Origin of the sequence: Actinomyces sp. Marseille-P3109 (genome assembly GCF_900323545.1) — a bacterium.
GTDB lineage: Bacteria > Actinomycetota > Actinomycetes > Actinomycetales > Actinomycetaceae > Actinomyces.
The window spans coordinates 1,114,073-1,137,847 of the sequence record NZ_OOHN01000008.1 but is presented as its reverse complement, the minus strand read 5'-3'; the positions used below and the strand labels follow the sequence as shown (position 1 = coordinate 1,137,847).

21 protein-coding genes and 2 tRNA genes are annotated in these 23,775 nt (G+C 68.5%); 22 read left to right on the top strand and 1 reads right to left on the bottom strand.

All coding sequences use genetic code 11. The annotated features are described in order from the left end of the window. Window positions 1-79: 79 nt before the first annotated feature. Complete coding sequence (gene glgX, locus BQ8008_RS05210; protein ID WP_108833098.1) at window positions 80-2,287, bottom strand: glycogen debranching protein GlgX; 2,208 nt, start codon at window positions 2,285-2,287, stop codon at window positions 80-82. Window positions 2,288-2,493: 206 nt separating this feature from the next. Here glgX and BQ8008_RS05205 point away from each other — a divergent pair. The 22 genes from BQ8008_RS05205 to BQ8008_RS05095 all read left to right on the top strand — a co-directional run bounded on the left by BQ8008_RS05205 (window position 2,494) and on the right by BQ8008_RS05095 (window position 23,640). Continuing rightward, window positions 2,494-2,566: transfer RNA gene (locus BQ8008_RS05205), tRNA-Gly, on the top strand. A gap of 1 nt (window position 2,567) precedes the next feature. After that, window positions 2,568-2,642 (top strand) — tRNA-Val (locus BQ8008_RS05200). A 329-nt stretch (window positions 2,643-2,971) separates the two neighbouring features. Beyond that, on the top strand, window positions 2,972-4,213 hold the full coding sequence (locus tag BQ8008_RS05190) for a carboxylate--amine ligase (protein ID WP_108833096.1): 1,242 nt from the start codon (window positions 2,972-2,974) through the stop codon (window positions 4,211-4,213). Between the two features lie 18 nt (window positions 4,214-4,231). Further along, a complete protein-coding gene (locus tag BQ8008_RS05185) occupies window positions 4,232-5,542 on the top strand; it encodes a peptidoglycan bridge formation glycyltransferase FemA/FemB family protein (protein WP_442778219.1) in 1,311 nt (436 codons plus the stop codon). Between the two features lie 87 nt (window positions 5,543-5,629). After that, window positions 5,630-7,681, top strand: coding sequence for a threonine--tRNA ligase (gene thrS / locus BQ8008_RS05180; protein ID WP_108833094.1), 2,052 nt, complete (start codon window positions 5,630-5,632; stop codon window positions 7,679-7,681). Then, entirely contained in the window at window positions 7,674-8,312 is a 639-nt protein-coding gene (locus tag BQ8008_RS05175; protein WP_108833093.1) for an HIT family protein, read from the top strand. Before thrS ends, BQ8008_RS05175 begins: the two co-directional genes overlap by 8 nt. 119 nt (window positions 8,313-8,431) lie before the next feature. Then, window positions 8,432-9,064, top strand: a complete 633-nt coding sequence (gene pgsA / locus BQ8008_RS05170; protein ID WP_108833092.1) for a phosphatidylinositol phosphate synthase — start codon at window positions 8,432-8,434, stop codon at window positions 9,062-9,064. Further along, the gene (locus BQ8008_RS05165; RefSeq protein ID WP_108833091.1) at window positions 9,061-10,062 is read left to right on the top strand and encodes a phosphatidylinositol mannoside acyltransferase; all 1,002 of its coding nucleotides are present in this window, start codon (window positions 9,061-9,063) and stop codon (window positions 10,060-10,062) included. The genes pgsA and BQ8008_RS05165 overlap by 4 nt, the downstream gene beginning before the upstream one ends. Next, window positions 10,062-11,243 carry a glycosyltransferase family 4 protein gene (locus tag BQ8008_RS05160; RefSeq protein ID WP_108833090.1) on the top strand — a complete coding sequence of 394 codons (1,182 nt, stop codon included), beginning with the start codon at window positions 10,062-10,064 and terminating at the stop codon, window positions 11,241-11,243. The genes BQ8008_RS05165 and BQ8008_RS05160 overlap by 1 nt, the downstream gene beginning before the upstream one ends. Before the next feature lie 74 nt (window positions 11,244-11,317). Beyond that, window positions 11,318-12,067: a hypothetical protein gene (locus BQ8008_RS05155; protein ID WP_442778218.1), complete on the top strand. Its 750-nt coding sequence runs from the start codon at window positions 11,318-11,320 to the stop codon at window positions 12,065-12,067. A gap of 4 nt (window positions 12,068-12,071) precedes the next feature. Then, window positions 12,072-13,355 carry a PrsW family intramembrane metalloprotease gene (locus BQ8008_RS05150; RefSeq protein ID WP_199907938.1) on the top strand — a complete coding sequence of 428 codons (1,284 nt, stop codon included), beginning with the start codon at window positions 12,072-12,074 and terminating at the stop codon, window positions 13,353-13,355. A gap of 146 nt (window positions 13,356-13,501) precedes the next feature. Continuing rightward, window positions 13,502-14,404 carry a pyridoxal 5'-phosphate synthase lyase subunit PdxS gene (pdxS, locus tag BQ8008_RS05145; RefSeq protein WP_108833088.1) on the top strand — a complete coding sequence of 301 codons (903 nt, stop codon included), beginning with the start codon at window positions 13,502-13,504 and terminating at the stop codon, window positions 14,402-14,404. Then, window positions 14,401-15,093: an NUDIX hydrolase gene (locus BQ8008_RS05140; protein WP_108833087.1), complete on the top strand. Its 693-nt coding sequence runs from the start codon at window positions 14,401-14,403 to the stop codon at window positions 15,091-15,093. Before pdxS ends, BQ8008_RS05140 begins: the two co-directional genes overlap by 4 nt. A gap of 35 nt (window positions 15,094-15,128) precedes the next feature. Next, window positions 15,129-15,827 (top strand): pyridoxal 5'-phosphate synthase glutaminase subunit PdxT, encoded by a 699-nt coding sequence (pdxT, locus tag BQ8008_RS05135; protein ID WP_199908021.1) that lies wholly within the window; start codon window positions 15,129-15,131, stop codon window positions 15,825-15,827. A 45-nt stretch (window positions 15,828-15,872) separates the two neighbouring features. After that, window positions 15,873-16,637 (top strand): YebC/PmpR family DNA-binding transcriptional regulator, encoded by a 765-nt coding sequence (locus BQ8008_RS05130; RefSeq protein WP_108833085.1) that lies wholly within the window; start codon window positions 15,873-15,875, stop codon window positions 16,635-16,637. A 70-nt stretch (window positions 16,638-16,707) separates the two neighbouring features. Then, window positions 16,708-17,313: a crossover junction endodeoxyribonuclease RuvC gene (locus BQ8008_RS05125; RefSeq protein WP_108834691.1), complete on the top strand. Its 606-nt coding sequence runs from the start codon at window positions 16,708-16,710 to the stop codon at window positions 17,311-17,313. 115 nt (window positions 17,314-17,428) lie between these two features. Continuing rightward, window positions 17,429-18,085 (top strand): Holliday junction branch migration protein RuvA, encoded by a 657-nt coding sequence (gene ruvA / locus BQ8008_RS05120; RefSeq protein ID WP_108834689.1) that lies wholly within the window; start codon window positions 17,429-17,431, stop codon window positions 18,083-18,085. 1 nt (window position 18,086) lies between these two features. Beyond that, window positions 18,087-19,118 carry a Holliday junction branch migration DNA helicase RuvB gene (ruvB, locus tag BQ8008_RS05115; RefSeq protein WP_108834687.1) on the top strand — a complete coding sequence of 344 codons (1,032 nt, stop codon included), beginning with the start codon at window positions 18,087-18,089 and terminating at the stop codon, window positions 19,116-19,118. Between the two features lie 181 nt (window positions 19,119-19,299). Next, the gene (yajC, locus tag BQ8008_RS05110; RefSeq protein ID WP_108833084.1) at window positions 19,300-19,641 is read left to right on the top strand and encodes a preprotein translocase subunit YajC; all 342 of its coding nucleotides are present in this window, start codon (window positions 19,300-19,302) and stop codon (window positions 19,639-19,641) included. A gap of 239 nt (window positions 19,642-19,880) precedes the next feature. Then, window positions 19,881-21,986: a protein translocase subunit SecD gene (secD, locus tag BQ8008_RS05105; protein WP_108833083.1), complete on the top strand. Its 2,106-nt coding sequence runs from the start codon at window positions 19,881-19,883 to the stop codon at window positions 21,984-21,986. After that, on the top strand, window positions 21,983-23,086 hold the full coding sequence (gene secF / locus BQ8008_RS05100) for a protein translocase subunit SecF (protein ID WP_108833082.1): 1,104 nt from the start codon (window positions 21,983-21,985) through the stop codon (window positions 23,084-23,086). Before secD ends, secF begins: the two co-directional genes overlap by 4 nt. After that, complete coding sequence (locus BQ8008_RS05095; protein ID WP_199907936.1) at window positions 23,083-23,640, top strand: adenine phosphoribosyltransferase; 558 nt, start codon at window positions 23,083-23,085, stop codon at window positions 23,638-23,640. The genes secF and BQ8008_RS05095 overlap by 4 nt, the downstream gene beginning before the upstream one ends. The last annotated feature ends 135 nt before the right edge of the window (window positions 23,641-23,775 follow it).

Genomic DNA, 23,775 nt, shown 5'->3' with positions numbered 1-23,775 from the left:
TTCCTGAGCTCGTCTGGTGCGCGTCGGGCGGTGCGCTGTTGTCTGGTCGTATCCGATTGCGCGTCGGCCGGCACGGGCTCTACCGCTGGAGCCGCTCCGTCGTCGCGTCGGACTCCGGGGCATCGGTGAGGAAGAGCATGGAGCGGGCCTCCACCGTGACGGTCTCGTCCGCGGCAAGGACCGGGTCGGAGTCCCCGTCCACCGCCGGAGCCGTGTCCAGGGCGACCTTCCAGGTGGGGGAGTAGCCCTCGCCCGGAAGGGTGAAGGTGATGTCCTCGTCGGAGGCGTTGATGAGCACGAGGAAGGAGTTGTCCACGACTCTCTGACCCCGCTCATCAGGCTCGGTGATGGCCTCCCCATTGAGGAAGACCATCATGGCGCGGGCGTACCAGGTGGTCCAGTCCTGATCGGTCATCGACTCACCAGCCGGTGTGAGCCACTCGATCTCGCCGAGCTCGCTCTCACCGCCGTGCCCGGCGTCCCCGGTGAAGAATCGCCGACGCCGCAGCACCGGGTGGTCCCGACGCAGCCACATCATGGTGCGGGTGAACTGGAGCAGGTCGTTGTCCTGCTCATCGAGGTTCCAGTCGATCCACGAGATCTCATTGTCCTGGCAGTAGGCGTTGTTGTTTCCCCCCTGGGTGCGTCCCAGCTCGTCGCCGTGACAGATCATGGGGACGCCCTGACTGAACAGGATGGTGGCCAGGAAGTTACGGGTCTGGCGATGACGCAGCTCGTTGATCGTCGGGTCGTCAGTGGGGCCCTCGGCGCCGCAGTTCCAGGAGCGGTTGTTGTTGTCGCCGTCGGCGTTGCCCTCGAGGTTGGCCTCGTTGTGCTTCTCGTTGTAGGAGACCAGGTCGTGCATCGTGAAGCCGTCGTGGGCGGTGACGAAGTTGATGCTGGCCACCGGTGTGCGACCGGCGTGCTGGTACAGGTCGGAGGAGCCGGTGATGCGGGAGGCGAACTCGCCCAGGGTTGAGGGCTCTCCGCGCCAGAAGTCGCGCACGGTGTCGCGGTACTTACCGTTCCACTCGCTCCACAGGGCCGGGAACCCGCCCACGTTGTAGCCGCCGTCTCCCACGTCCCAGGGCTCGGCGATGAGCTTGACCTGGGAGAGCACCGGGTCCTGGTGGATGATGTCGAAGAAGGCGCTGAGCTTGTCGACCTCGTGGAACTGGCGGGCCAGGGTGGAGGCCAGGTCGAAGCGGAACCCGTCCACGTGCATCTCAGTGACCCAGTAACGCAGCGAGTCCATGATGAGCTGGAGGACGGCCGGCGAGCGCATGAGCAGCGAGTTGCCGGTTCCGGTGGTGTCGAAGTAGTGGGCCGGCGAGCCGTCCACGAGCCGGTAGTAGGAGCTGTTGTCGATGCCGCGGAAGGACAGGGTGGGGCCCAGGTGGTTGCCCTCGGCCGTGTGGTTGTAGACCACGTCCAGGATGACCTCGATGCCCTCCTCGTGGAAGGCCTTGACCATGGACTTGAACTCCTGGACCTGCTCGCCCTCGGTCCCGTAGGCGGCGTAGGTGTTGTGCGGGGCGAAGAAGCCGATCGTGTTGTAGCCCCAGTAGTTGGACAACCCCTTCTCCTGCAGGTGGGTGTCGTTGACGAACTGGTGGACCGGCATGAGCTCGATGGCCGTGACGCCCAGGCTCTTGAGGTGCTCGATGACCGCGGGCTGCGACAGGCCCGCGTAGGTGCCCCGCAGGTTCTCGGGAACCATCGGGTGCAGCTGGGTCATTCCCTTGACATGGGCCTCGTAGATGATCGTCTCGTGGTACTCGTGCCCCGGGGGACGGTCGTGTCCCCAGTCGAAGTAGGGGTTGATGACCACCGAGCGCATTGTGTGCTCGGCGGAGTCCTCCTCATTGCGCACCTCCGGGTTGTCGAAGGAGTAGGAGTACAGGGTCTGGGAGGGCGTCACCTCGCCGGAGATCGCCTTGGCGTACGGGTCCAGCAACAGTTTGGAGGGGTCGCAGCGGTGGCCGGAGGCCGGATCGTAGGGGCCGTCCACCCGGTAGCCGTACTTCTGTCCCGGGGAGATCCCAGGAAGGTAGGCGTGCCAGACGTCGCCGTCGACCTCCTTGAGCGCCACCCGCTCCTCGTTGCCCTCCTCGTCGAACAGGCACAGGCCGACGCCGGTCGCCGCCGAGGAGTAGAGGGCGAAGTTGGTTCCTGAGCCGTCGTAGGTCGCCCCGAGCGGGTAGGGGTGGCCGGGCCAGATCTGGCGCTGCGGAGCTTCCTGAGTTTCCTGAGTGGCCTGAGGCTTCGGTGTCGTCGGCGTGGTCATAGGGACAACCCTGCCACGACTGAGGTGTGAAGGCAGGCGTGTGGGAGAAAGACATGTCACGTCAGTCCCTCTTGCTTCGATCACATGTCTTGATCACAGGCGCCTCCTGGGGCGTGAGACACCTCATGGAGGATCGGTGCCGGGATGGTTTTGCCTCCGGCGACGACCTCTGCTAACTTTCTTCCCGCACCCCACAAGGGTGTCACGCGGATGTGGCTCAGTTGGTAGAGCATCACCTTGCCAAGGTGAGGGTCGCGGGTTCGAGTCCCGTCATCCGCTCGGGCGATTGGCGCAGCGGGAGCGCGCTTCCCTGACACGGAAGAGGTCACTGGTTCGATCCCAGTATCGCCCACCAGACCTGATGTCATATAGGCCCGGAGCACGCCGCTCCGGGCCTTTTCGCGCTCCGGTCATCGGCGTGAGCGTGGTGCTTCAGGCGGCGTGTCGTGGGGCTCTCGGCGTGCGCGTGCCGGGTGGTATGTGTCACCGGAACGCCGCGATCCGGCCGCTCGGTCGGGGTGGCGTCCGCCTGGAATCCGGCCGGATTCTCGATGTCGCCCCGCAACGGTCGGGATCGGCTGCGTGTCCGGATCGCGACGTCCTCATGAAGGCCGGGAACGGGCTGTCCCGGCGTGCTCTACCATCTGGGGAGGAGTTGGTCCCTGCGGCAAGAAACGGATGGACATGACGGAACGCTTCAGGCACCTGCTGCCCGTGGTCCTTGGAGGAGACATCGGCGCCTACGCCCTGGCGCGGCAGCTTCACGAGGTCACCGGCACTCCGGTGACGATCGTGGCCTCGGACCCCATCGTGGCGATCTCCAGGTCCGCCTACATCTCCGTCGTCCACCAGGAGGCCGGAGCGCCGCCGGAGCGGACGATCGCGCTGCTGCAGGGCCTGGCCAAGGGCAGAGGACCTCGCAGCGCCGTGCTCATGGCCAACACCGACGCCGCGGCCGCCATGATCTCCGCCCACCGGGGCGAGCTCGAGCCGACCTACGTGCTGCCCTTCCCGGACATCGACGTGCTCAACGCCGTCAGTGACAAGGCATCCTTCTCCCGGCTGTGCGCCGAGGTGGGAGTGCTCACGCCCCGTGAGGTCGTCGTCGACCTGGCCGATCCCGACCGCGAGCCCCCGACCTCCGCCGCCGAGCTGGGCCTGGAGTTCCCGCTCGTGGCCAAGGCCGCCATCGGCGCCGACTACGACCGCATCTCCTTCCCCGGCAAGCGCAAGATCTGGTTCATCGACGACGCGGCCGAGCTGGCCGGCATGTGGCAGAGCCTCAAGCAGGCCGGCTACCGCTCCACCTTCCTGGTCCAGGAGTGCATCCCGGGCGACGACACCGCCATGCGCTCGGTGACCGCCTACATGGACTCCACCGGCGAGCTGCGCCTCATCGGCTCGGCGCGCGTCCTTCTGCAGGACCACGCCCCCACCATGATCGGCAACCCGGTCGCCATGATCACCGAGGCCTTCCCCGACCTGTGGGACGCGACGGGCCGCCTGCTGCGCCACGCCGGCTACCGCGGATTCGCCAACCTCGACATCAAGGTGGACCCGCGTGACGGACGAGAGCTCTTCTTCGAGGTCAACCCCCGCATCGGCCGCAACTCCTTCTACCTGACCGCTGCCGGCGCCAACCCCATGGCCGTCATGCTCGAGGACCTGGTCCTGAACCGGCGCGACGAGCCCGTCGAGGTCACCCGGCAGGTCCTCTACTCCCTGGTTCCCGACGGCGTCATCGCACGCTACGTGTCCGACGAGGCGCTGCGCCGCAAGGCCAAGAGCCTGGGGCAGGGGATCGACCCCCTGCGCGACCCGGCCGAGCGCTCACTCCGCCGGCGCGTGACGATCGAGCTCCAGCGCCTCAACCACTACCGCAAGTTCGCCCGCAACTATCCGCAACGAGTCGACAGGTCCCGCTGAATGCCCGAGAACGAGAACATGCCTGACAGCACCACGCCCGACACCGCCGCACCGAACCCCGAGACCCCTCAGACCTCCACCGAGACCACGACCGACAGTCCGCAGGCGGATCGCCAGGCCGCTCCCGAGCCGGCGACACCCGACGCGGAGCCCGCCGGGAAGACCTCGGGCACGGAGGATGCTGCGCAGAAGCCCTCTGACCAGCCAAAGAAGGCCGAAAGGGCTGAGAAGGCTGCGAAGGTTGAGAAGCCCAAGGCATCCCGGCCCACTCACCCCGAGCCGGTGCACTCCACCTCCGACCGCTCCGAGACCCTGCGTCGGGTCGACGGGCGCGAGATGCGCCTGGCTGTGGGCAACAGCCCCTTCCCGGTCGAGCAGACCGAGGCCTGGGAGCGCTTCGAGGAGGCCATGGGGCGTCCGCTGTGGGGTCGCTACCTCTACGAGGACGGCGGCAAGCCCGTGGCCGCCATCGCCCTGTACCGCTACGAGATCGGCGGTCAGACCTTCCTGTGGGCCAAGCACGGCCCGGTCTGGCTCAAGGAGCAGTCGCCCGAGCGGGAGGCCCACCTGCGCCGCCTGCTGCGCTCGGTGGCCAAGGAGCGTGACCGCTCCGTGCGCTTCATCCGCCTGCACGCCCGCTACGGCGACACCGATCTGCGAGAGCTGCTCTCCACCATCACCTATGACCGCACCTACGTCATCGATCTGGCACCCAAGACGCCTGAGAAGATGGCCGCCGTCATGCCCAAGGACGGCCGCCGCGCGGTCAAGCGCGCCGAGCGCGTGGCCCGCGAGGCCGGCTGCACCATCAGCGACGAGACCGGCCTGAGCCGCGAGGAGTTCGACAAGGTCTACGAGGTCCTGCGTGAGACCGCCGAGCGCGACGGCTTTAAGCCCCATGACGCCGAGGTCTACTGGACCATGCTGACAGCGCTGGGGGAGAAGAACGCTCGCCTGTTCGTTCTGCGCAAGGACGGCGTCCCCCACGCCTGGGACCTCATTCTCACCTCGGGCAAGGACTCCGTGGCCTACTACGGCGCCTCATCCAACGAGTCGCGCACCTTCCGCGGGGCCGAGGCCCTCGACTGGTGGGCCGCCTGCACCCTGGCTCAGGAGGGCTACCGCGGACTGGACCTCATGGGGGCCGGCTCCACGCGTGTCCCCTCGCTCTACACAGTGGGCCAGTACAAGAAGCGTTACGCCCAGCACGTCACCGAGGTCGACGGCGCCTGGGACGTCCCGGTCTCCCGGGTCATCTACTCCGGGATGTCCACCGCCAAGCGCCTGCGTGACGCACTGCGCGCGCGGCGTGGCTCACGGGAGCACTGAGTCCGCGCGGTCAGGACGTAGACTCGCGGCCGAACGCGGGGGTGCACCAGTACAGCGCCCCACACCAATGCAAGAGGAGACGAGCCCGTGTCAACCCAGCCCACGATCGACATCACCCTCGACGGCGCACCACGTACCATTGAGGCGGGCACCACGGGAACGCTCCTCCTGCAGGACGCCGTCAAGCACGACGGCGTCGTCGCGATGCGCGTCAACGGTGAGCCCTGGGACCTGGACCGCCAGGTCCCAGACGGCGCCGTCGTCGAGCCCATCACCCTGTCCAGCGAGGACGGCCTGAACATCCTGCGCCACAGCGCCACCCACGTCATGGCGCAGGCCGTCCAGGAGATGTTCCCGGACGTCAACCTTGGCATCGGCCCCTTCATCACCGACGGCTTCTACTACGACTTCGGCGCCATCGACGCCGTCACCCCCGAGATGCTGCGCGAGATCGAGAAGCGCATGAAGCGGATCGTCAAGGAGGGGCAGCGCTTCCTGCGCCGCGACATCACCGAGGCCGAGGGGCGCGAGGAGCTGGCCGACCAGCCCTACAAGCTCGAGCTCATCACCACCAAGGGTGCGGGCGCCGAGGGCGCCTCGGTCGAGGTCGGCGCCGGCGGGCTCACCATGTACGACAACGTTCGGCGCGACGGGAGCGTCGCCTGGACCGACCTGTGCCGCGGCCCCCACCTGCCCTCGACCCGTCTCATCGGGCAGGGCTTCGCGCTGACCAAGTCCTCATCGGCGTACTGGAAGGGCGACCAGTCCGGCGACTCCCTCCAGCGCATCTACGGTACCGCCTGGGCCAGCAAGGACGACCTCAAGGCCTACCAGACCCGTCTGGCCGAGGCCGCCAAGCGCGACCACCGCAAGCTCGGCGCCGAGCTCGACCTGTACTCCTTCCCCGAGGAGATCGGCCCCGGCCTCGTGGTCTTCCATCCCAAGGGCGCCATGCTGCGCCACCAGATCGAGCAGTACGTCGTCGACCGCCACCTGGACTACGGCTTCGACTTCGTCCACACCCCCGAGATCTCCAAGGGCGGGCTGTTCCACACCTCGGGCCACCTGCCCTACTACGCCGACACCATGTTCCCGCCGATGCTGGCCGATGAGGAGCGTGACGCCGAGGGCAATATCACCAAGGCCGGTCAGGAGTACTACCTCAAGGCCATGAACTGCCCGATGCACAACCTCATCTTCCGCTCGCGGGGCCGCTCCTACCGTGAGCTGCCGCTGCGCTTCTTCGAGATGGGCCACGACTACCGCTACGAGAAGTCCGGCGTCGTCCACGGACTGACCCGTATGCGCGGCTTCACCCAGGACGACTCGCACACCTACTGCACGCCCGAGCAGGCAGGAGAGGAGATCCGCGCCCAGATCGACTTCTTCCTGTCCATCCTCAAGGCCTTCGGACTGACCGACTTCTACCTCGAGCTGTCCACCCGCGACGAGGACGGTGCCAAGAAAGACAAGTTCATCGGCTCCGAGGCCGACTGGGCCGCCGCCACGCAGGCCCTTCAGGACGCCTGCGACGCCTCCGGGCTCGAGGTCGTCCCCGACCCGGGCGGCGCGGCCTTCTACGGTCCCAAGGTCTCGGTGCAGGTCAAGGACGCCATCGGCCGGACCTGGCAGATGTCCACCATCCAGTACGACTTCAACCAGCCCGAGCGCTTTGACCTGGAGTACACGGCCGCCGACGGCACCCACCAGCGCCCCATCATGATCCACTCGGCCAAGCTGGGCAGCGTGGAGCGCTTCATCGGGGTGCTCACCGAGCACTACGCCGGTGCCTTCCCCGCCTGGCTCTCCCCGGTGCAGGTCCGCCTCGTCCCCGTCGCCGAGGCCTTCGACGCCTACGTCGACGACGTCGCCGCTCGGCTGCGCGCCCGAGGGGTGCGCGTCGAGGTGGACCACTCCGACGACCGTTTCGGCAAGAAGATCCGCAACGCCTCCAAGGACAAGATCCCCTTCACCCTCATCGCCGGCGGGGAGGACGCCGAGGCCGGCGCCGTCTCCTTCCGGTTCCGCGACGGTGAGCAGACCAACGGCGTCCCCGTCAAGGAGGCCGTGGACCATATCGCCAGCGTCATCGATGCCCGTATCAACGACCCGGCGGGGGAGAAGCTGCACAGTGACTGATGAAGTGACAGACGAACCGATTCATCGGCCGACTGACGCGGTGGGTGACGGCCTGCCCGCCGGGAACGATCTCCATGCGGAGTCCCCCTTCTACCACGAGGGCGCCCCGCAGGCCTTCCAGCGCCTGTGGACCCCGCACCGCATGGTCTACATCGGAGGGCAGAACAAGCCCTCGGATGACACTCCCGCCCAATGTCCCTTCTGCACAGGACCGGGCCGTGGCGATGAGGAGGCGCTCATCGTCCACCGGGGCGAGACCAGCTACGTCATCATGAACCTCTACCCCTACAACACCGGCCACCTGCTCGTGTGCCCCTACCGGCACTTCTCCGACTGGACCGAGGCCACCGAGGCCGAGCGGGTGGAGATCGGCGAGCTGACCGCCACGGCCATGAGCGTCGTACGCTCGGTGAGTCACCCCCACGGTTTCAACCTGGGGATGAACCAGGGCGAGGTCGCCGGCGCGGGGATCGCCGCCCACCTCCACCAGCACATCGTGCCGCGCTGGAAGGGGGACGCGAACTTCATGCCCATCATCGGGCGGACCAAGCCCGTGCCCCAGCTGCTCGGCGAGCAGCGGGACATGCTCGCCTCCGCCTGGGCGACCCGTCGTCAGGAGCCTGGGGACTGATATCCCTGGTCCTCTCCGACGATCGTTGTCATGCTGATCGCGCCCCCTGCTTGTCCCAGCCGTATCTCAGCCCGTCTCACTGATTCCTCCACCTCCTTCACCCGAGACCTAAGGACCCTATGCTCGGCAACCACGGCCGCGGTCTGACCAAGGCCCTGTTCACCCGCCCCGCCCTTGCGCTCGGGCGGCTCGGGGTGACCCCCAACATGCTCACCGTCGCCGGGACGGTCCTGTCGGTGACGGCGGCGGTCACCCTGCTGCCCCGAGGACACTTCGTGGCCGGACCCCTCGTCCTGCTGGTGGTACTGGTGGCCGACTCCTTCGACGGCATCCTGGCCCGCGCCACCGGCAGGAGCTCGGTCTTCGGCGCCTTCCTCGACTCCACGATGGACCGCCTGGCCGACGGTGCCGTCCTGGGGTCCCTGGCGGCCTGGGCCGCACTGACCATGCCGCCCGGACCGCTTCGCACCGTCACGGTTGCTGCCGCCCTGGCCGCCATCATCCTGGGCGCCACCGTTCCCTACGCCCGAGCCCGGGCGGAGTCCATCGGCGCCACCGCCAAGGTGGGGATCGCAGAACGCACCGACCGGCTCCTCGTGGCGCTCGGAGCCACCTTCATCGTGGGACTGGGAGCGCCCCCGTGGGTGCTCACCATCGCACTCGTCTACGTGGCGATCGCCTCCTTCATCACCGTGGTCCAGCGCGTGTGGACCGTCTATCGGCAGACCCAGCGGATGGGAGGGCCCGCATGAGGATTCGCCTGCCCACGGTCTCCGACGCCTACCGTCTGGCCTGGGGCGTCACACGCCGTCTGCCCGCCGTCCTGGGCTACGGCCTGGCGCACACCGTTGCCGATGTTCTCTGGGTCTCCCACCGCCTACGGCGCACGACCACCGGCGTGGGACAGCTCGAGCGCAACCTGTCCCGCATCCTTCCTCCGGGCACGCCGCCGCGTGAGCTTCACCGGGTGTCACGCGCGGGGATGCGCTCCTACATGCGCTACTTCTACGAGGCCTTCGCTCTCCCCGGAGTCACGCAGGATGAAATCCTCGCGCGCGTGCGCGCGGACCTCGACCCCCAGCTGCACGAGGACGTGCGCACCGGCAGCGTTGTCATGGCACTGCCGCACATGGGCAACTGGGACCTCCTGGGTGCCTGGGCCTGCCGCGAGCTCGCCACCGTCCTGACCGTGGCGGAGCGGCTCAAGCCCGACGACCTCTTCAACCAGTTCGTCTCCTTCCGCGAGAGCCTGGGTATGCGGATCATCGGCCAGGCCCACGGGGAGAAGGTCTTCGACCGTCTTCTGCAGACGGCGAGCCGAGGGCACTACGTCGTCGCCCTCTTGGCCGACCGGGACCTGTCCTCGGCCGGCATCACCGCCCGGCTGGGCGGTGCCACCGCTCGGGTGGCGGCCGGGCCCGCGGCGATCGCCCAGCGCCTGGGCTGCCCCCTGTACGCCGTGTCGATCCACTACGAGCCCTTGGCAGGTGAACGACGTCGTCGGGCGGGCTCGCCATGGGGACTCGTGCTGACCGCCCGCAGGGTTCCGGCGCCGCAGGATCTCGAGGGGCGGGAACAGGTGGTGGCGCACACCCGTGCCTGGGTCGCCGCGCTGGAACCGTTGATCGCCAACCATGCCCAGGACTGGCACATGCTGCAGCCCGTCTTCGACGCCGACCTGGACCAGGAGCGCCTCGCCCGCAGTCACGCCCGCGAGCAGCAGGACGCCCGCAAGCACGAGGAGATCTGATGAGGATCGGCATCGTCTGCCCGTACTCCTTCGACGCTCACGGAGGCGTCCAGGTCCACGTCATGGACCTGGCGGGTGAGCTCTTCCGGCGCGGGCACGAGGTCCAGGTCCTGGCACCGGCCTCCCAGGACACCGACCTGCCGGACTGGGTCACCAGCGCTGGGGACTCCATCGCCATCCCCTACAACGGCTCGGTGGCCAGGCTCAACTTCGGTGCGCTCGTCGCCAGGCGGGCACGGCGCTGGCTGGAGTCCGGGGACTTCGACATCCTGCACATCCACGAGCCCATCACCCCCAGCGTCGGAATGCTGACCCTCCAGGCTGCCACCGGTCCGGTCGTGGGCACCTTCCACGCCGCCATGGACCGTTCGCTCGCCCGTGAGCTGTTGAGCCCGGCAACCGTTCCCCTCATGGAGAAGCTCTCCGCGCGCATCGCCGTCTCGGAGGAGGCCCGTCGCACCCTCATTCAGTACCACGGCGGTGACGCCGTCGTCATCCCCAACGGGGTCAACGTCGCTCCCTTCGCCTCCGCGCCCAAGGACGACCCCCGCTTCCTGGGGAGTGATGACGCCCCCACCATCTCCTTCCTGGGACGCCTCGACGAGCCCCGCAAGGGGCTGCGGATCCTGGCGGACGCCATTCCCACGGTGCTGGAGTCTGTTCCCGGCGCCCGCTTCCTCATCGCCGGCCGCGGGCAGGCGCAAGAGATCCGTGACGAGCTCGCCCGCTTCGGCGACTCGGTGGTCTTCCTGGGGGGAGTCAGTGACGAGGACAAGGCCGCCATGCTGGCCTCGGCCACCTGCTACGTCGCCCCGCAGACCGGTGGGGAATCCTTCGGTATCGTCCTGGTGGAGGCCATGGCCGCGGGCACCCGGGTCATCGCCTCCGACCTCAAGGCCTTCTCCGACGTGCTCGCCGAAGGCCGCTACGGGGCCCTGTTCCGCAACGAGGACGGGGGTGACCTGGCCCGGGCCATCATCAACACCCTGCAGGACGTCCCAGCCGCTCAGGCCCGCCAGGAGGCCGCCTCCCAGGTCGTCGGGCGATACGACTGGTCGGCGGTCACCGACGAGGTCCTCGATGTCTACGACATGGCCCTGTCCACCGCCCACACCCGGGTGGCACCGGCACACGGCTCACGCACGATGCTGGGCCGCCTTCGTGACGCCCTGGACGACTAGCCTGACATCCAGCTGATCAGTGAGCACGAGCACCAAGGCTCCCCAGGAGGGATGAAGGACCGACAATGACAGCCATGACACAAGCAACCGGCCTCTCTGCGGGTGCAATCGCAGTCTCCGCAGCGGATTCATCCGCGGCCTCCTCGGTGACCTCGGCGACTGATGTGCCGGTGTGGAGCGTCGTCGTGCTGCTTGTCGGGTTGGCCGTGGCCATCGGATGGGCTCTGTACGCCAGGGCGGTACGGGTAGACCGACTGCACCGGCAGGTCCTGGGCTCGCGAGCCACCCTGGAGGCCCAGCTCGTCCACCGGGCCGAGGCCGCAGCGGACCTGGCCACGACCCGGGCCCTGGACCCGGCCTCCAGCCTGCTGCTCAGCCAGGCCGCCCGTGAGGCGCTGGATGCCGAGGGGCCCATCGTCGACGACGGCCTGGACACCTCTCCGAGGCTCGACGTTGAGCACGGTCCCTCCGACGGCGTTGCCAGTGAGGGCAGCGTGCTCCCCACCCGCAGCCGAGCCCTCATCGAGTCAGACCTCAGCCGGGTCCTGCGCACGGTGATCTCCGAGCCCGCCCGCCGAGATCTCACCGAGGACCCCTTGAGCGTGCCCGCGCTCAGCCGCCTGGACCGGGCCTGCTCCCGTCTGGTCTTGGCGCGCAGGTTCCACAACACGCACGTCAGCGAGGCTCAGGCTCTGAGAGGACAGCTGCTCGTTCGGGTGTTCCACCTGGCCGGCCGCGCACCCATGCCCCAGACCTTCGACGCCGACGACGACACCACCCCAGAGGTGCAGCCGGCCCCGTACGACCAGGCGCAGCAGAGGTGAACCAATGAGTATGAGTCCCAGCCCCTGGGCGCCCCGCCCCGGCTACCAGCGTGCCAGCGGGCTGCCCCAGACATCCTCGGATCCCAGCCCGCTTCCCGGCACAGGACAGCGCTACCAGGTCCACCGGGAGACCGCCCCCTTCGCCCCGGCGGGGCAGGATGGTCAGCAGTCGGCTCCGTCCTGGACCCACCCCGGCCCCCACTCCGAGCGGGGGATTGTGGACCTCGTCGTACGCCTGGTCCTGGCTCTCTTCGGCGCTGTTCTCATGATCGTCGTCATCTGGATCGCCTCCCAGTCGGCATCCGACTCCTCCGTGCTGTTCACAGCGATCGCCCTGGCACTGATCCCCCTAGGGCTCGTGCTCACCGTCATCTTCTGGATCGACCGCTGGGAGCCCGAGCCGCTGCCCACGCTCGTCGTGGCCTTCCTGTGGGGAGCAGGCGTGGCCACCGCCATCTCCATGCTTGTCAATAGCACCGTGCTCTACGCCGCCGCAGATTCAACGCTCAGCCTGGAAGGGGCCTTTCAAATCTCCGCGGTGGTCTCGGCCCCAATCATCGAGGAGACGACCAAGGGGTTCGGAGTCCTTATCATCTTCCTCATCTGGAGACGCACCTTCAACGGGGCCGTCGACGGACTCGTCTACGCCGCCGTCGCTGCCGCGGGCTTCGCCTTCGCCGAGAACATCAGCTACTTCGTCCGGTACTGGGGCTCCATCACCGATGTCTTCATCGCCAGAGGCGTGTTCTCCCCCTTCGCGCACGTCACCTTCACCGCCTGCACGGGCCTGGCCATCGGTATGTCCTCAAGACGCCGTTCGCCGGCGGCCTGGGTCTGGATGACCCCCATCGGCCTGGTCTGCGCCATCGTCCTCCACGCCATCTGGAACGGGGTCATTGCGGCCGCTGGGAGTTCACTGGACATGTTTTTCCTGGTGGATCTTCCGGTCTTCTTCGTCTGCATGGGGATTGTGGCGTGGCTGCGCTGGGCCGAACGCATGACCATGCGCAGCCGCCTGGATGACTACGCCCGGGCCGGTTGGTTCGCTCCGGCCGAGGTCCAGATGCTCACCACCGGTGGGGGACGCAAGGCGGGCAAGCGATGGGCCGCCACCCGGGGGCCGCAGGCGGTGTGCGCCATGAGGACTTTCCAGAAGGGGGCAGCCGAGCTCGCCCAGTTGCGCCAGCAGGCTGTGGACGGTCATGCCCAAGCCGATTTCTCCGCCAAGGAGACCGAGCTGCTCGACCGTATCACCTCGGCGCGTCGCACCTTCATCGGAGCCGCGTAGGAGCAGGCCAGGCACAGTGCTCACAGGGTGAGCGCGTCGAGCCGATTCCGAACCGGGGAGTAGCATGCACTCCGTCAGCATCTTTTCACGGAGCCGTCGATCCTGTCCCGGCGCGGACGCGACGGCCCACGGCCCGAGGACCAGGATTGAGCACAGAGCAGAGTACACCCAGCACCGGCACCCTCACCGTCAAGCGCGGCATGGCAGACATGCTCAAGGGCGGCGTCATCATGGACGTCGTCACGCCCGAGCAGGCCCGGATCGCCCAGGACGCGGGCGCCGTCGCCGTCATGGCCCTCGAACGCGTCCCGGCCGACATCCGCGCTCAGGGCGGTGTGGCTCGCATGAGCGATCCCGACCTCATCACCGGCATCATCGAGGCGGTCTCCATCCCGGTCATGGCCAAGGCCCGCATCGGTCACTTCGTGGAGGCCCAGGTGCTCCAGAGCCTCGGCGTGGACTACATCGACGAGTCCGAGGTCCTCACCCCGGCCGATTACGCCCACCACATCGACAAGCAGTCCTTCACCGTCCCCTTCGTCTGCGGGGCCACCAACCTGGGCGAGGCGCTGCGCCGTATCACCGAGGGCGCCGCCATGATCCGTTCCAAGGGAGAGGCCGGCACCGGGGACGTCTCCAACGCGGTCACCCACATGCGCACGATCCGCGACGAGATCCGCCGTCTGACCTCGCTGCCCGAGGACGAGCTCTACGTGGCCGCCAAGGAGCTCGGCGCCCCCTACGAGCTCGTCGCGGAGATCGCCCGCACCGGTCACCTGCCCGTTGTCCTGTTCACCGCCGGCGGCATCGCCACCCCGGCCGACGCCGCCATGATGATGCAGATGGGCGCCGAGGGCGTCTTCGTCGGCTCGGGCATCTTCAAGTCGGGCGACCCCGCCAAGCGTGCGGCCGCTATCGTGCGCGCCACCGCCCAGTTCGACGACCCCGGCGTCATCGCCGAGGTCTCGCGCGGCCTGGGAGAGGCCATGGTCGGCATCAACGTGGACGAGATCCCCGAGCCGCACCGGCTCGCGGAACGCGGCTGGTGACAGGATCTCCGGTCAACGGGGGACGAGCTTCCGGACACCCCGGAGGCCGTCACCCGCTACTGGTCCCCGAGGACTGGGACCAGTACCTCGACGCCTCCGAGTGGAGCCTGGGCGATGACGGCCTGCCCTTCAGGACGGCCGCACGGGTTCTGGTCGTCACCCGGGACGCAGACGTACTGCTCCTGGCGGGGCACGACGCCACCGATCCGGAACACACCTGGGTCTTCACCCCCGGAGGAGGGCTCCACCCCGGCGAGAACCCGCGAGCCGGAGCCGTGCGTGAGCTGGGCGAGGAGTCCGGGATCGACGTCGCACCCACCGAGCTCGAGGGGCCCATCGCCCACCGGGAGGCAATCTTCCGTTTTGCCACCGTCACCTGCCGACAGGACGAGGTCTTCTTCCTCCTGCGCCTGCCCTCCGCACGCACCGTCGGGGGCGATGGCTGGACCGACCTCGAGCGCGACGTCGTCGACTCCATCTCCTGGTGGAGCTCCGAGGACCTGCAGGCCGCACAGGAACGGGGCCAGGAGATCTATCCGGTACGCCTGCCCTCGATCGTGCGTGAGCTCGCTGCGGGCTGGAGCGGTGAGCCTCTCGACCTCACCGATCCGGTGGATGCCGAGCTCCTGGCCGAGCTCACGGCCCGTCGCCCTCCAACCTCCCGCACCGATCGCCAAGGACCCAGATGACGCATCCGAACCACCCCTACCGGCGAGCCCACACGATGGACTCGCGCCATCCTCGGGCGCTCTTCCCCGCACCCGTGCCGACCGACTCCCGCCCCACGATCGGTGTCCTGGCCTTGCAGGGCGACGTACGCGAGCACTCCCTGGCCCTCGAGGCGGCGGGCGCGCGTCCCGTCGTCGTGCGCCGCGCCACCGACCTGGGCCAGGCCCCCGGCGACCGGCTCGACGGACTGGTGATCCCCGGCGGGGAGTCGACGACGATGAGCACGCTGCTGACCTCCTTCGGCATGCTCGAGCCCCTGCGCGAGCTGATTGGTGCGGGCCTGCCCGCCTACGGGTCGTGCGCCGGGATGATCATGCTGGCCGATCGCGTCGAGGGGGCCGAGGAGGGACAGGTCTTCGTGGCCGGCATCGACATGACCGTGCGCCGCAACGCCTTCGGCCGCCAGGTGGACTCCTACGAGGAGGACCTCATCGCCCCTGCGCTGGGTGCCGGGCCGGACCGGCCGCTGCACGCCGTCTTCATCCGCGCCCCCTGGGTGGAGGAGGTGGGGCAGGGCGTCGAGGTCCTCGCCACGACCCGCGCAGGACGAGCGGCTGGGGTCGGCGGGGCCGACGGCGGTAGGATCGTCGCGGTTCGTCAGGGGCCCCTGCTCGCCACCTCCTTCCACCCGGAGGTCGGAGGCGACCACCGGGTCCACGACGTCTTCGTCTCCATGGTGACGCGCCGGACCTGAGTCCCGTCCGGCTGCGCCCTCATCATCGACTCCCAAGGAGCACATATGTCGGGTCACTCCAAGTGGGCCACCACCAAGCACAAGAAGGCCGCCATCGACGCCAAGCGCGGCAAGCTCTTCGCGCGCCTCATCAAGAACATCGAGGTCGCCGCCCGTACCGGCGGCGGTGACCCGACCGGCAACCCCACCCTGTTCGACGCCATCCAGAAGGCCAAGAAGAACTCCGTGCCGGCCGACAACATCACCCGTGCCGTCAAGCGCGGCAGCGGTGAGGAGGCCGGCGGTGCCGACTGGCAGACCATCATGTACGAGGGCTACGGCCCCGGCGGCGTCGCCTTCCTCGTCGAGTGCCTCACCGACAACCGCAACCGGGCCGCCTCCGACGTGCGCGTGGCCTTCTCCCGTAACGGCGGCAACCTGGCCGACCCCGGCTCGGTGGCCTACAACTTCACCCGCAAGGGAGTCGTCGAGGTCGCCAAGGCCGACGGCGTGGACGAGGACTCCATCCTCATGGCCGTCCTGGACGCCGGCGCCGAGGAGGTCGAGGACATGGGGGAGTCCTTCGAGATCTACTCCGAGCCCGGTGACATCGTCGCGGTGCGCACCGCACTGACGGAAGCCGGGATGGACTACGACTCCGCCGAGGTCCAGTTCGTCGCCGGCACCAAGGTCGAGGTCGACGTCGACGGTGCGCGCAAGGTCTTCCGGCTCATCGACGCCCTGGAGGACTCCGACGACGTCCAGAACGTCTACACCTCCGTGGACCTCAGCCCCGAGGTGGCCGCCGAGTTCGCCACCGACGAGGACTGAGTCCCTGGGCGTCGCCGGTCCCCGGCCGCGCTCGGCCGGCGCAGTCGTTGCCCAGCAGCGGGTCCTCGGGATCGACCCCGGGCTGACCCGCTGCGGCCTGGGGTGTGTCGACGTCGATCCCCGCCGCCAGGTCCGCCTGGTGGAGGTCGACGTCGTGCGCACCCCGCCCTCGCAGAGCCCCGAGCTGCGGCTGCTGACCATCACCGAGGCCATCGAGGACTGGATCGCCCGCCTGGGCCCCTCGGTGGTCTCCATCGAGCGGGTCTTCGCCCAGGACAACCTGCGCTCCGTCATCGGGGTCGCCCAGGTGATGGGCACCGCCATGGCCACCGCGGCGCGTGCGGGCCTGGAGGTCGCTCAGCACACCCCCAGCGAGGCCAAAGCAGCCGTCACCGGATCGGGAACGGCGGACAAGTCCCAGGTCCAGGCCATGGTGACCCGCATCCTCGGTCTGAGCGCCCCGCCCCGGCCCGCCGACGCCGCCGACGCCCTGGCCCAGGCGATCTGCCACGGCTGGCGCGGTGGCGGGACCGGGACGGACGACGCCACCGAGATGGTCTCGGCCGGAGGATCGGTGCGCGTCTCCGCCCGCACCCCCGCCCAGCGCCAGTGGGCCGCCGCTCAGGCCGCCGCCCGCCGCACCGGCGCCGTCGACCCGCGCCGAGTGCGGCGCTGACGGCACTGTCTTCCGCGGGCTGCTAGGATCCGAACAGTTGTTCGAGTTCATCAATGTCTGTTTGAGCCTGCCTGAGTCCGTTCGGCTCACTGAGAATGTTCAGGAGAAGCTGCCCATGATCGCGTCCCTGCGCGGCACTGTCCTCAGCGTCGGTCTGACCGGTGCCGTCATCGAGACCGGCGGCGTCGGTATGAGCATCCAGGCCACGCCCACCACACTGTCCGGTCTCAGGGTGGGTGAGGAGGCCCTCGTTCACACCGAGCTGGTCGTCCGTGAGGACTCGCTGACGCTGTTCGGATTCGCCGACGCCGACGAGCGGGACAGCTTCCGCACGCTCATGAGTGCCAAGGGAGTCGGGGCCAAGCTGGCGCTGGCCATGCTCGCGGTCCACACCCCCAACACGCTCCGGCGCGCCATCGCCTCCCAGGACGTCGCAGCCCTCACCCGGGTTCCAGGCCTCGGCCCCAAGGGGGCCCAGCGCGTCATCCTGGACGTGGCCGACAAGCTCGGCCCCGTCACCGGTGACGACCTCAACGCTCCGCAGGCAGGCTCTGGGATCGCCGAGGGCGAGGGGCATGAGACGGTGACCGATGGTGCGCAGCCCAGTGCTGACGTCGTCGCTGCCCTGGTCCAGCTCGGCTGGAACGAGGCCAGCGCCCGCCAGGCCGTGACCGCCGTCGAGTCGGACTATGCCGAGGCCGGCAAGGACCCCGACATGGCCGTCCTGCTGAGGGCCTCTCTCAGGTGGCTGGGAGGCGGGAACCGTGGCTGAGATGGACGAGGACCACCAAGACCGGCTCGTGGGCGGCGGCGCCGATGCCACCGAGCGGGCCGCCGAGGCGGCCCTGCGACCCAAGCGTCTGGAGGACTTCACCGGCCAGGAGGTGGTGCGGGGCCAGCTCTCGGTGGTTCTCCGCTCGGCCCTGGCCCGCGGGGTGACGGCCGACCACGTCCTGCTGTCCGGCCCTCCCGGGCTGGGCAAGACCACCCTGGCCATGATCATCGCCGCCGAGGTGGACGGCTCCCTGCGTCTGACCTCAGGACCTGCGATCCAGCACGCTGGAGACCTCGCCGCCATCCTGTCCTCCCTTGAGGAGGGGGACGTGCTGTTCATCGACGAGATCCACCGTCTGGCCCGTACCGCCGAGGAGATGCTCTACCTGGCGATGGAGGACTTCCGCGTCGATATCGTCGTGGGCAAGGGCCCGGGGGCCACCTCCATCCCTCTGTCACTGCCGCCCTTCACCGTCGTCGGCGCCACCACGAGGGCGGGGCTTCTGCCAGCCCCGCTGCGGGACCGCTTCGGTTTCACCGGGCACCTGGACTACTACGGGCCGGGCGAACTCACTCGGATCCTCACGCGCAGCGCGGGCCTGCTGGGGGTGGACCTGGATAAGGACGCCGCCAAGGAACTGGCCTCGCGCTCGCGCGGCACGCCCCGCATCGCCAACCGGCTGCTGCGCCGGGTCCAGGACTGGGCGGAGGTCCACGGGAGGCCCGGCCATCTCGACCTGATGGCGGCTCGTGGCGCCCTGGACGTCTTCGAGGTCGACGCTCTGGGGCTGGACCGCCTGGACCGTCAGGTGCTCGAGGCCCTGTGCACCCGTTTCGGGGGCGGGCCGGTGGGACTGACGACGCTGGCGGTCAGCGTGGGGGAGGAGCCCGAGACCGTGGAGACTGTGGCTGAGCCGTACCTTGTACGCGAGGGCCTGGTTGTACGCACTCCGCGGGGAAGGGCGGCTACCGCGGCGGCCTACACCCATCTGGGACTGGAGCCTCCTACGGATGGGGCATTGTTCTCCTGACCTGCCACCGGGTACTGTAATCATTTCGTGACCGGTCGGTACCTAGTTGGTACCCAGTTGTGCCCGACCACTCGCCGGCGGTAGGTAACGGTCTTGCCCGCGTGCAATAGACTCGCCACCGCCGGCCTGTGACAGTCGTGGGTCTGCATCGAGACTGCCTAGTCGAAACGGAGAAGCCTCCATGCCGTCGTATTTCCTCTGGATCGTACTCATCGGGATGCTCCTGATGATGTGGTTCGTCAGTCGTAGGCAGCGCGCGATGCAGGAGGAGCAGAAGCGCCGTACGGAGGAGGGGCTGGTGCCCGGGAACTGGGTGCGCACGATCGGCGGCTTCTACGGCACGGTCGTGGAGGTCGACGGCGACGTGGTCACCCTGGCCACGCCCCTGGGCGACGAGACCCTGTGGAGCAAGCGGGCCATCGCCGCCATCGAGGAACCGCCCTTCGGCTCGGCCAGCGCCCAGGAGGAGCCCGACGACGACACCCGCGAGTCCGAGCACGACACGGCCGAGCCGCAGTCCTGACGTCTCACGGGGGACCACCACTCCCACTGGCCCTCAGGTCGGTCGACCGAGCCCCGATGACTCAATGAGGTCGACCTTGCTGGACCTCGCGGCCCCGGTGAGGTTTCGGCCCGGCTGAACGACCCCATGCCGTCGTCCGGCGCCCACCGGCCATGGTCCGTCCCACCGCGGCGCCCAGCACACTCACCCCGCTCATGGGTCATGCACCCGAGCACACCCCCACCCCAGGAAGGGACCACGTGTCCAGCAAGCAGCGAAAGCGCCCAGGGCGCCGCCTCCTGATGTTCATCCTCGTCATCGTCATCGGTTTCGGCGCGCTCGTGGCGGGAACCATGAGGCACAAGGCGTCGCTGACGCCCGGGCTCGCCCTCGACCTCGAAGGCGGAACCCAGATCATCCTGACCCCCACGACCTCCGACGGCTCGGCGATCAGCGACAACGACGTCGAGCAGGCCATCGAGGTGATCCGCCAGCGCGTGGACGCCTCCGGTGTCTCCGAGGCCCAGATCTCCCGCCAGGGCGGACAGAACATCGTGGTCTCGTTGCCAGGGAAACCCAGTCAGGCGACCCTGGAGCTGGTGCGGACATCGGCCGTCATGTACTTCCGGCCGGTCCTGCGCATCCTGCCCGGAAGCGCCCAGCAGGCGGCCAGGAACATCGCCAGCCAGAACCCATCCGCCGCTGCCACACCGGCGCCCACGGACCAGCCCACTGCCCAGGCCCAGGCCCAGCCCGACTCAGGGTCCGGTGGGGAGGCCACCCAGCCGGCTGACGACTCCGGCAACACCGACACGGGCTCGAGTGAGGGCGACCAGGCGGCCGACCAGGAGGGGCAGGAGGGCTCTCCCGCGGATCAGCCCGCCGCCACCCCGGACCCCACCGCCCAGTCCACGGCGCAGCCCAGAACACCGGAGGAGATCGCCACACAGCTGGCGGACGTCAATCAGGACGGCGTTATCTCCTCCGACCCGCTGCCCGCCACGTCCCAGGACAACTCCTCCGACTCCTGGATCACTGAGCAGCTCCTCTACGACGGCTACATGACCGACTGCTCCGACCCGAAGAACCTCACCGGTCAGACGCAGGACCCCAAGGTCGCCGTCATCTCCTGCTCCAAGGAGGCCGGCTCGCAGCAGCACGGCGCCTACATCCTCGGCCCGGCCGACATCACCGGTACCGAGCTCAAGAGCGCCAACTCCGGGCTGGAGACCGACTCGCGGGGGCAGACCACCAATAAGTGGGTCGTCTCGCTGGCCTTCAACCCCGAGGGCACCAAGAAGTTCTCCGAGCTGTCCAAGCGGCTGCTGGCCTACCGCGACCAGGCCGCTGCTGCCGGTGCTCAGGGAGCTCAAGGTGCTCAGAATCAGGACAGCCAGAGCAAGGCCCAGTTCGCCATCGTCTTGGACGGCCTGACCATCATGGCCTCCGGCTTCAACTCGGACGTCCACTCGCCGATCACTGACGGCCGGGTCCAGATCACCGGCGGATTCAATCAGAACCAGGCCAACACACTGGCCAACCAGCTCTCCTTCGGCTCGCTGCCGCTGAGTTTCACGGTCCAGTCCGAGCAGCAGATCTCCGCCACCCTGGGAACCGAGCAGCTGCGCAACGGCCTGATCGCCGGTCTCATCGGCTTCGCCCTCATCATCCTCTACCTGGCCTGGCAGTATCGGGGCCTGGCGGTGGTGGCGGTGGCCTCGTTGGTGGTGGCCGCGGTAGGAACCTACCTGGTCATCGCCGCGTTGAGCGCACTGATGGGATACCGTCTGTCCCTGGCGGGCGTGGCCGGCCTCATCATCTCCATCGGCATCACGGTGGACTCCTTCATCATCTACTTCGAACGCGTCCGTGACGAGGTGCGTCTTGGACGGACGCTCAAGACGGCGATCGACGAGGGGTGGAAGCACGCCAGGCGGACGATCCTCGTCTCCGACGCCGTCAACCTCGTGGCCGCGATCGTGCTGTACTTCCTCGCCGTCGGTGGGGTTCAGGGCTTCGCCTTCACCCTGGGAGTCACCACCTGCGTCGACCTGGCCATCATCATCTTCTTCACCCACCCATTCATGGAGTGGATCGTCCGCTTCCGCTTCTTCGGGGAGGGGCACCGACTCTCCGGCCTCGACCCCGAGCACCTCGGGGCCACGGCATCAACCTACGGCAGGGCGCGTGAGGCCGTTGCCGACCGCGTGGCCGGCTCCCTGGCGCGCCGCAAGGCGCAGGCCCGCAGGGCGGCCGAGAGCCCGGACGGTGCTGCCGATGAAGCACATGAGGACGCGGTTGAGCAGGAGGAGGACGAAGCGGTCGATGTCCTGGCCGACGGCGGAAAGGACGGTAAGACGAAGTGAAGTCTCTCGCCACGCTCGGTAACGAGCTCTACTCGGCCAAGACGTCCATCCCCTTCGTGGGTAAGCGACGGATCTGGTACCTCATCGCCGTCGTCGTCATCGCCGGCTCGGCCACGCTCCTGGCCACCGTGGGGCTGACCCCGGGAATCGACTTCAAGGGCGGCTCGGAGATCACCGTGGTGGGCCTGTCCTCGCCCTCGGAGCGTCCCGGCAACGATGTCCTGTCCAAAGAGGACCTGACCGCCGGCTCGTCGGTGACGACCATGGGATCGTCCTCGGTGCGCGTTCAGACCAGCGAGCTGAGCAAGGATCGCCTCGACTCCCTGGCGGGCAAGCTCGCCAACGCCTACAAGACCGACATCTCCAACGTCTCGGCCACGACCGTGGGGCCGACCTGGTCCTCCGACGTGACCAAGAAGGCGGCCCGAGGACTGGTCCTGTTCTTCATCTTCGTCGGACTGCTCATCTGGGCGTACTTCCGAACCTGGAAGATGGCGGCGGCGGCGCTGCTGGCCCTGTGCCATGACATCGTCGTCACCGTGGGCATCTACGCCCTATCCGGTTTCGAGGTCACCCCGGCCACGATCATCGGTGTACTGACGATCCTGGGGTACTCCCTCTATGACACGGTGGTGGTCTTCGACAAGATTCGGGAGAACACCGAAGGCTTCGAGGCCCAGAGCCGCTCCACCTACGCGGAGCTGGCGAACCTGGCGGTCAACCAGACCTTCATCCGCTCGATCAACACCTCTGTGGTCGGCGTGCTCCCGGTCGCCTCGCTCCTGGTCGTCGGCGCCTTCATCCTGGGGGCCGGGACGCTGCGCGACATCGCCCTGACCCTGTTCATCGGCATGATCGCGGGCACCCTGTCCTCGATCTTCCTGGCCACCCCCCTTCTGGTGGATCTGCGCTCACGCGAGAAGCGCATCAAGGAGCACAACGCCAAGGTGGACGCGGCTCGACAGCAGCGCCGTGAGGAGGCCGGCGACGACGTCGAGGAGCTGGCTAAGATCGATGCGGCCCCAGCCGCCTCACCCGTCACCCCTGGCCACCACCTCGGTGTGGCGGCTCAGCCCAAGAGGAAGAAGAAGCGCAGATGACCACCTCCGTGGCCCACTACGAGACGGTTCCCGAGTCTCTGACCAGGCTGGTCATGAGCCACCTGCGAGAGATCCCCGACTTCCCCGAGCCCGGGGTCCTCTTCCGGGACATCACCCCTCTTCTGGCCGACGGCCAGGCCTTCGCCGAGCTCATCGACGGGCTCGCCGACCACTACCGAGGTCGGATCGACGCCGTGGCGGGTCTGGAGTCTCGCGGATTCATCCTGGCGGCGCCCCTGGCCGTCAGGCTCGGAATCGGCATGATCACTGTGCGTAAGGGCGGTAAGCTCCCCGGCCCGGTCATCGGCTTGGACTACGCCCTGGAGTACGGCACGGCCCGCATGGAGCTGCGCCCCGAGACGGTTGCGCAGGGCGCGCGCGTCCTGGTGATCGATGACGTCCTGGCCACCGGAGGGACCGCCGCGGCCTCCATCTGCCTCATTGAGCAGGCCGGTGCCTCGGTGGAGGCCATTTGCATGCTCCTGGAGCTGGCCGAACTCGGCGGTCGGCGCCAGCTGGGTGGGCGCAAGGTCGACTCGGTCGTCATCTTCTAGCAGGACAGCGGTCTTCGCACGGTTCCTCAACCGATATCGTCTGCTGGTTCCCGTGCGGTGTCGCGCTCACGATGGACGCGACACCGCACACTCGTCGGCAGCGCCGATGGGCCTCGGTGCGCAGGCCGCTATATG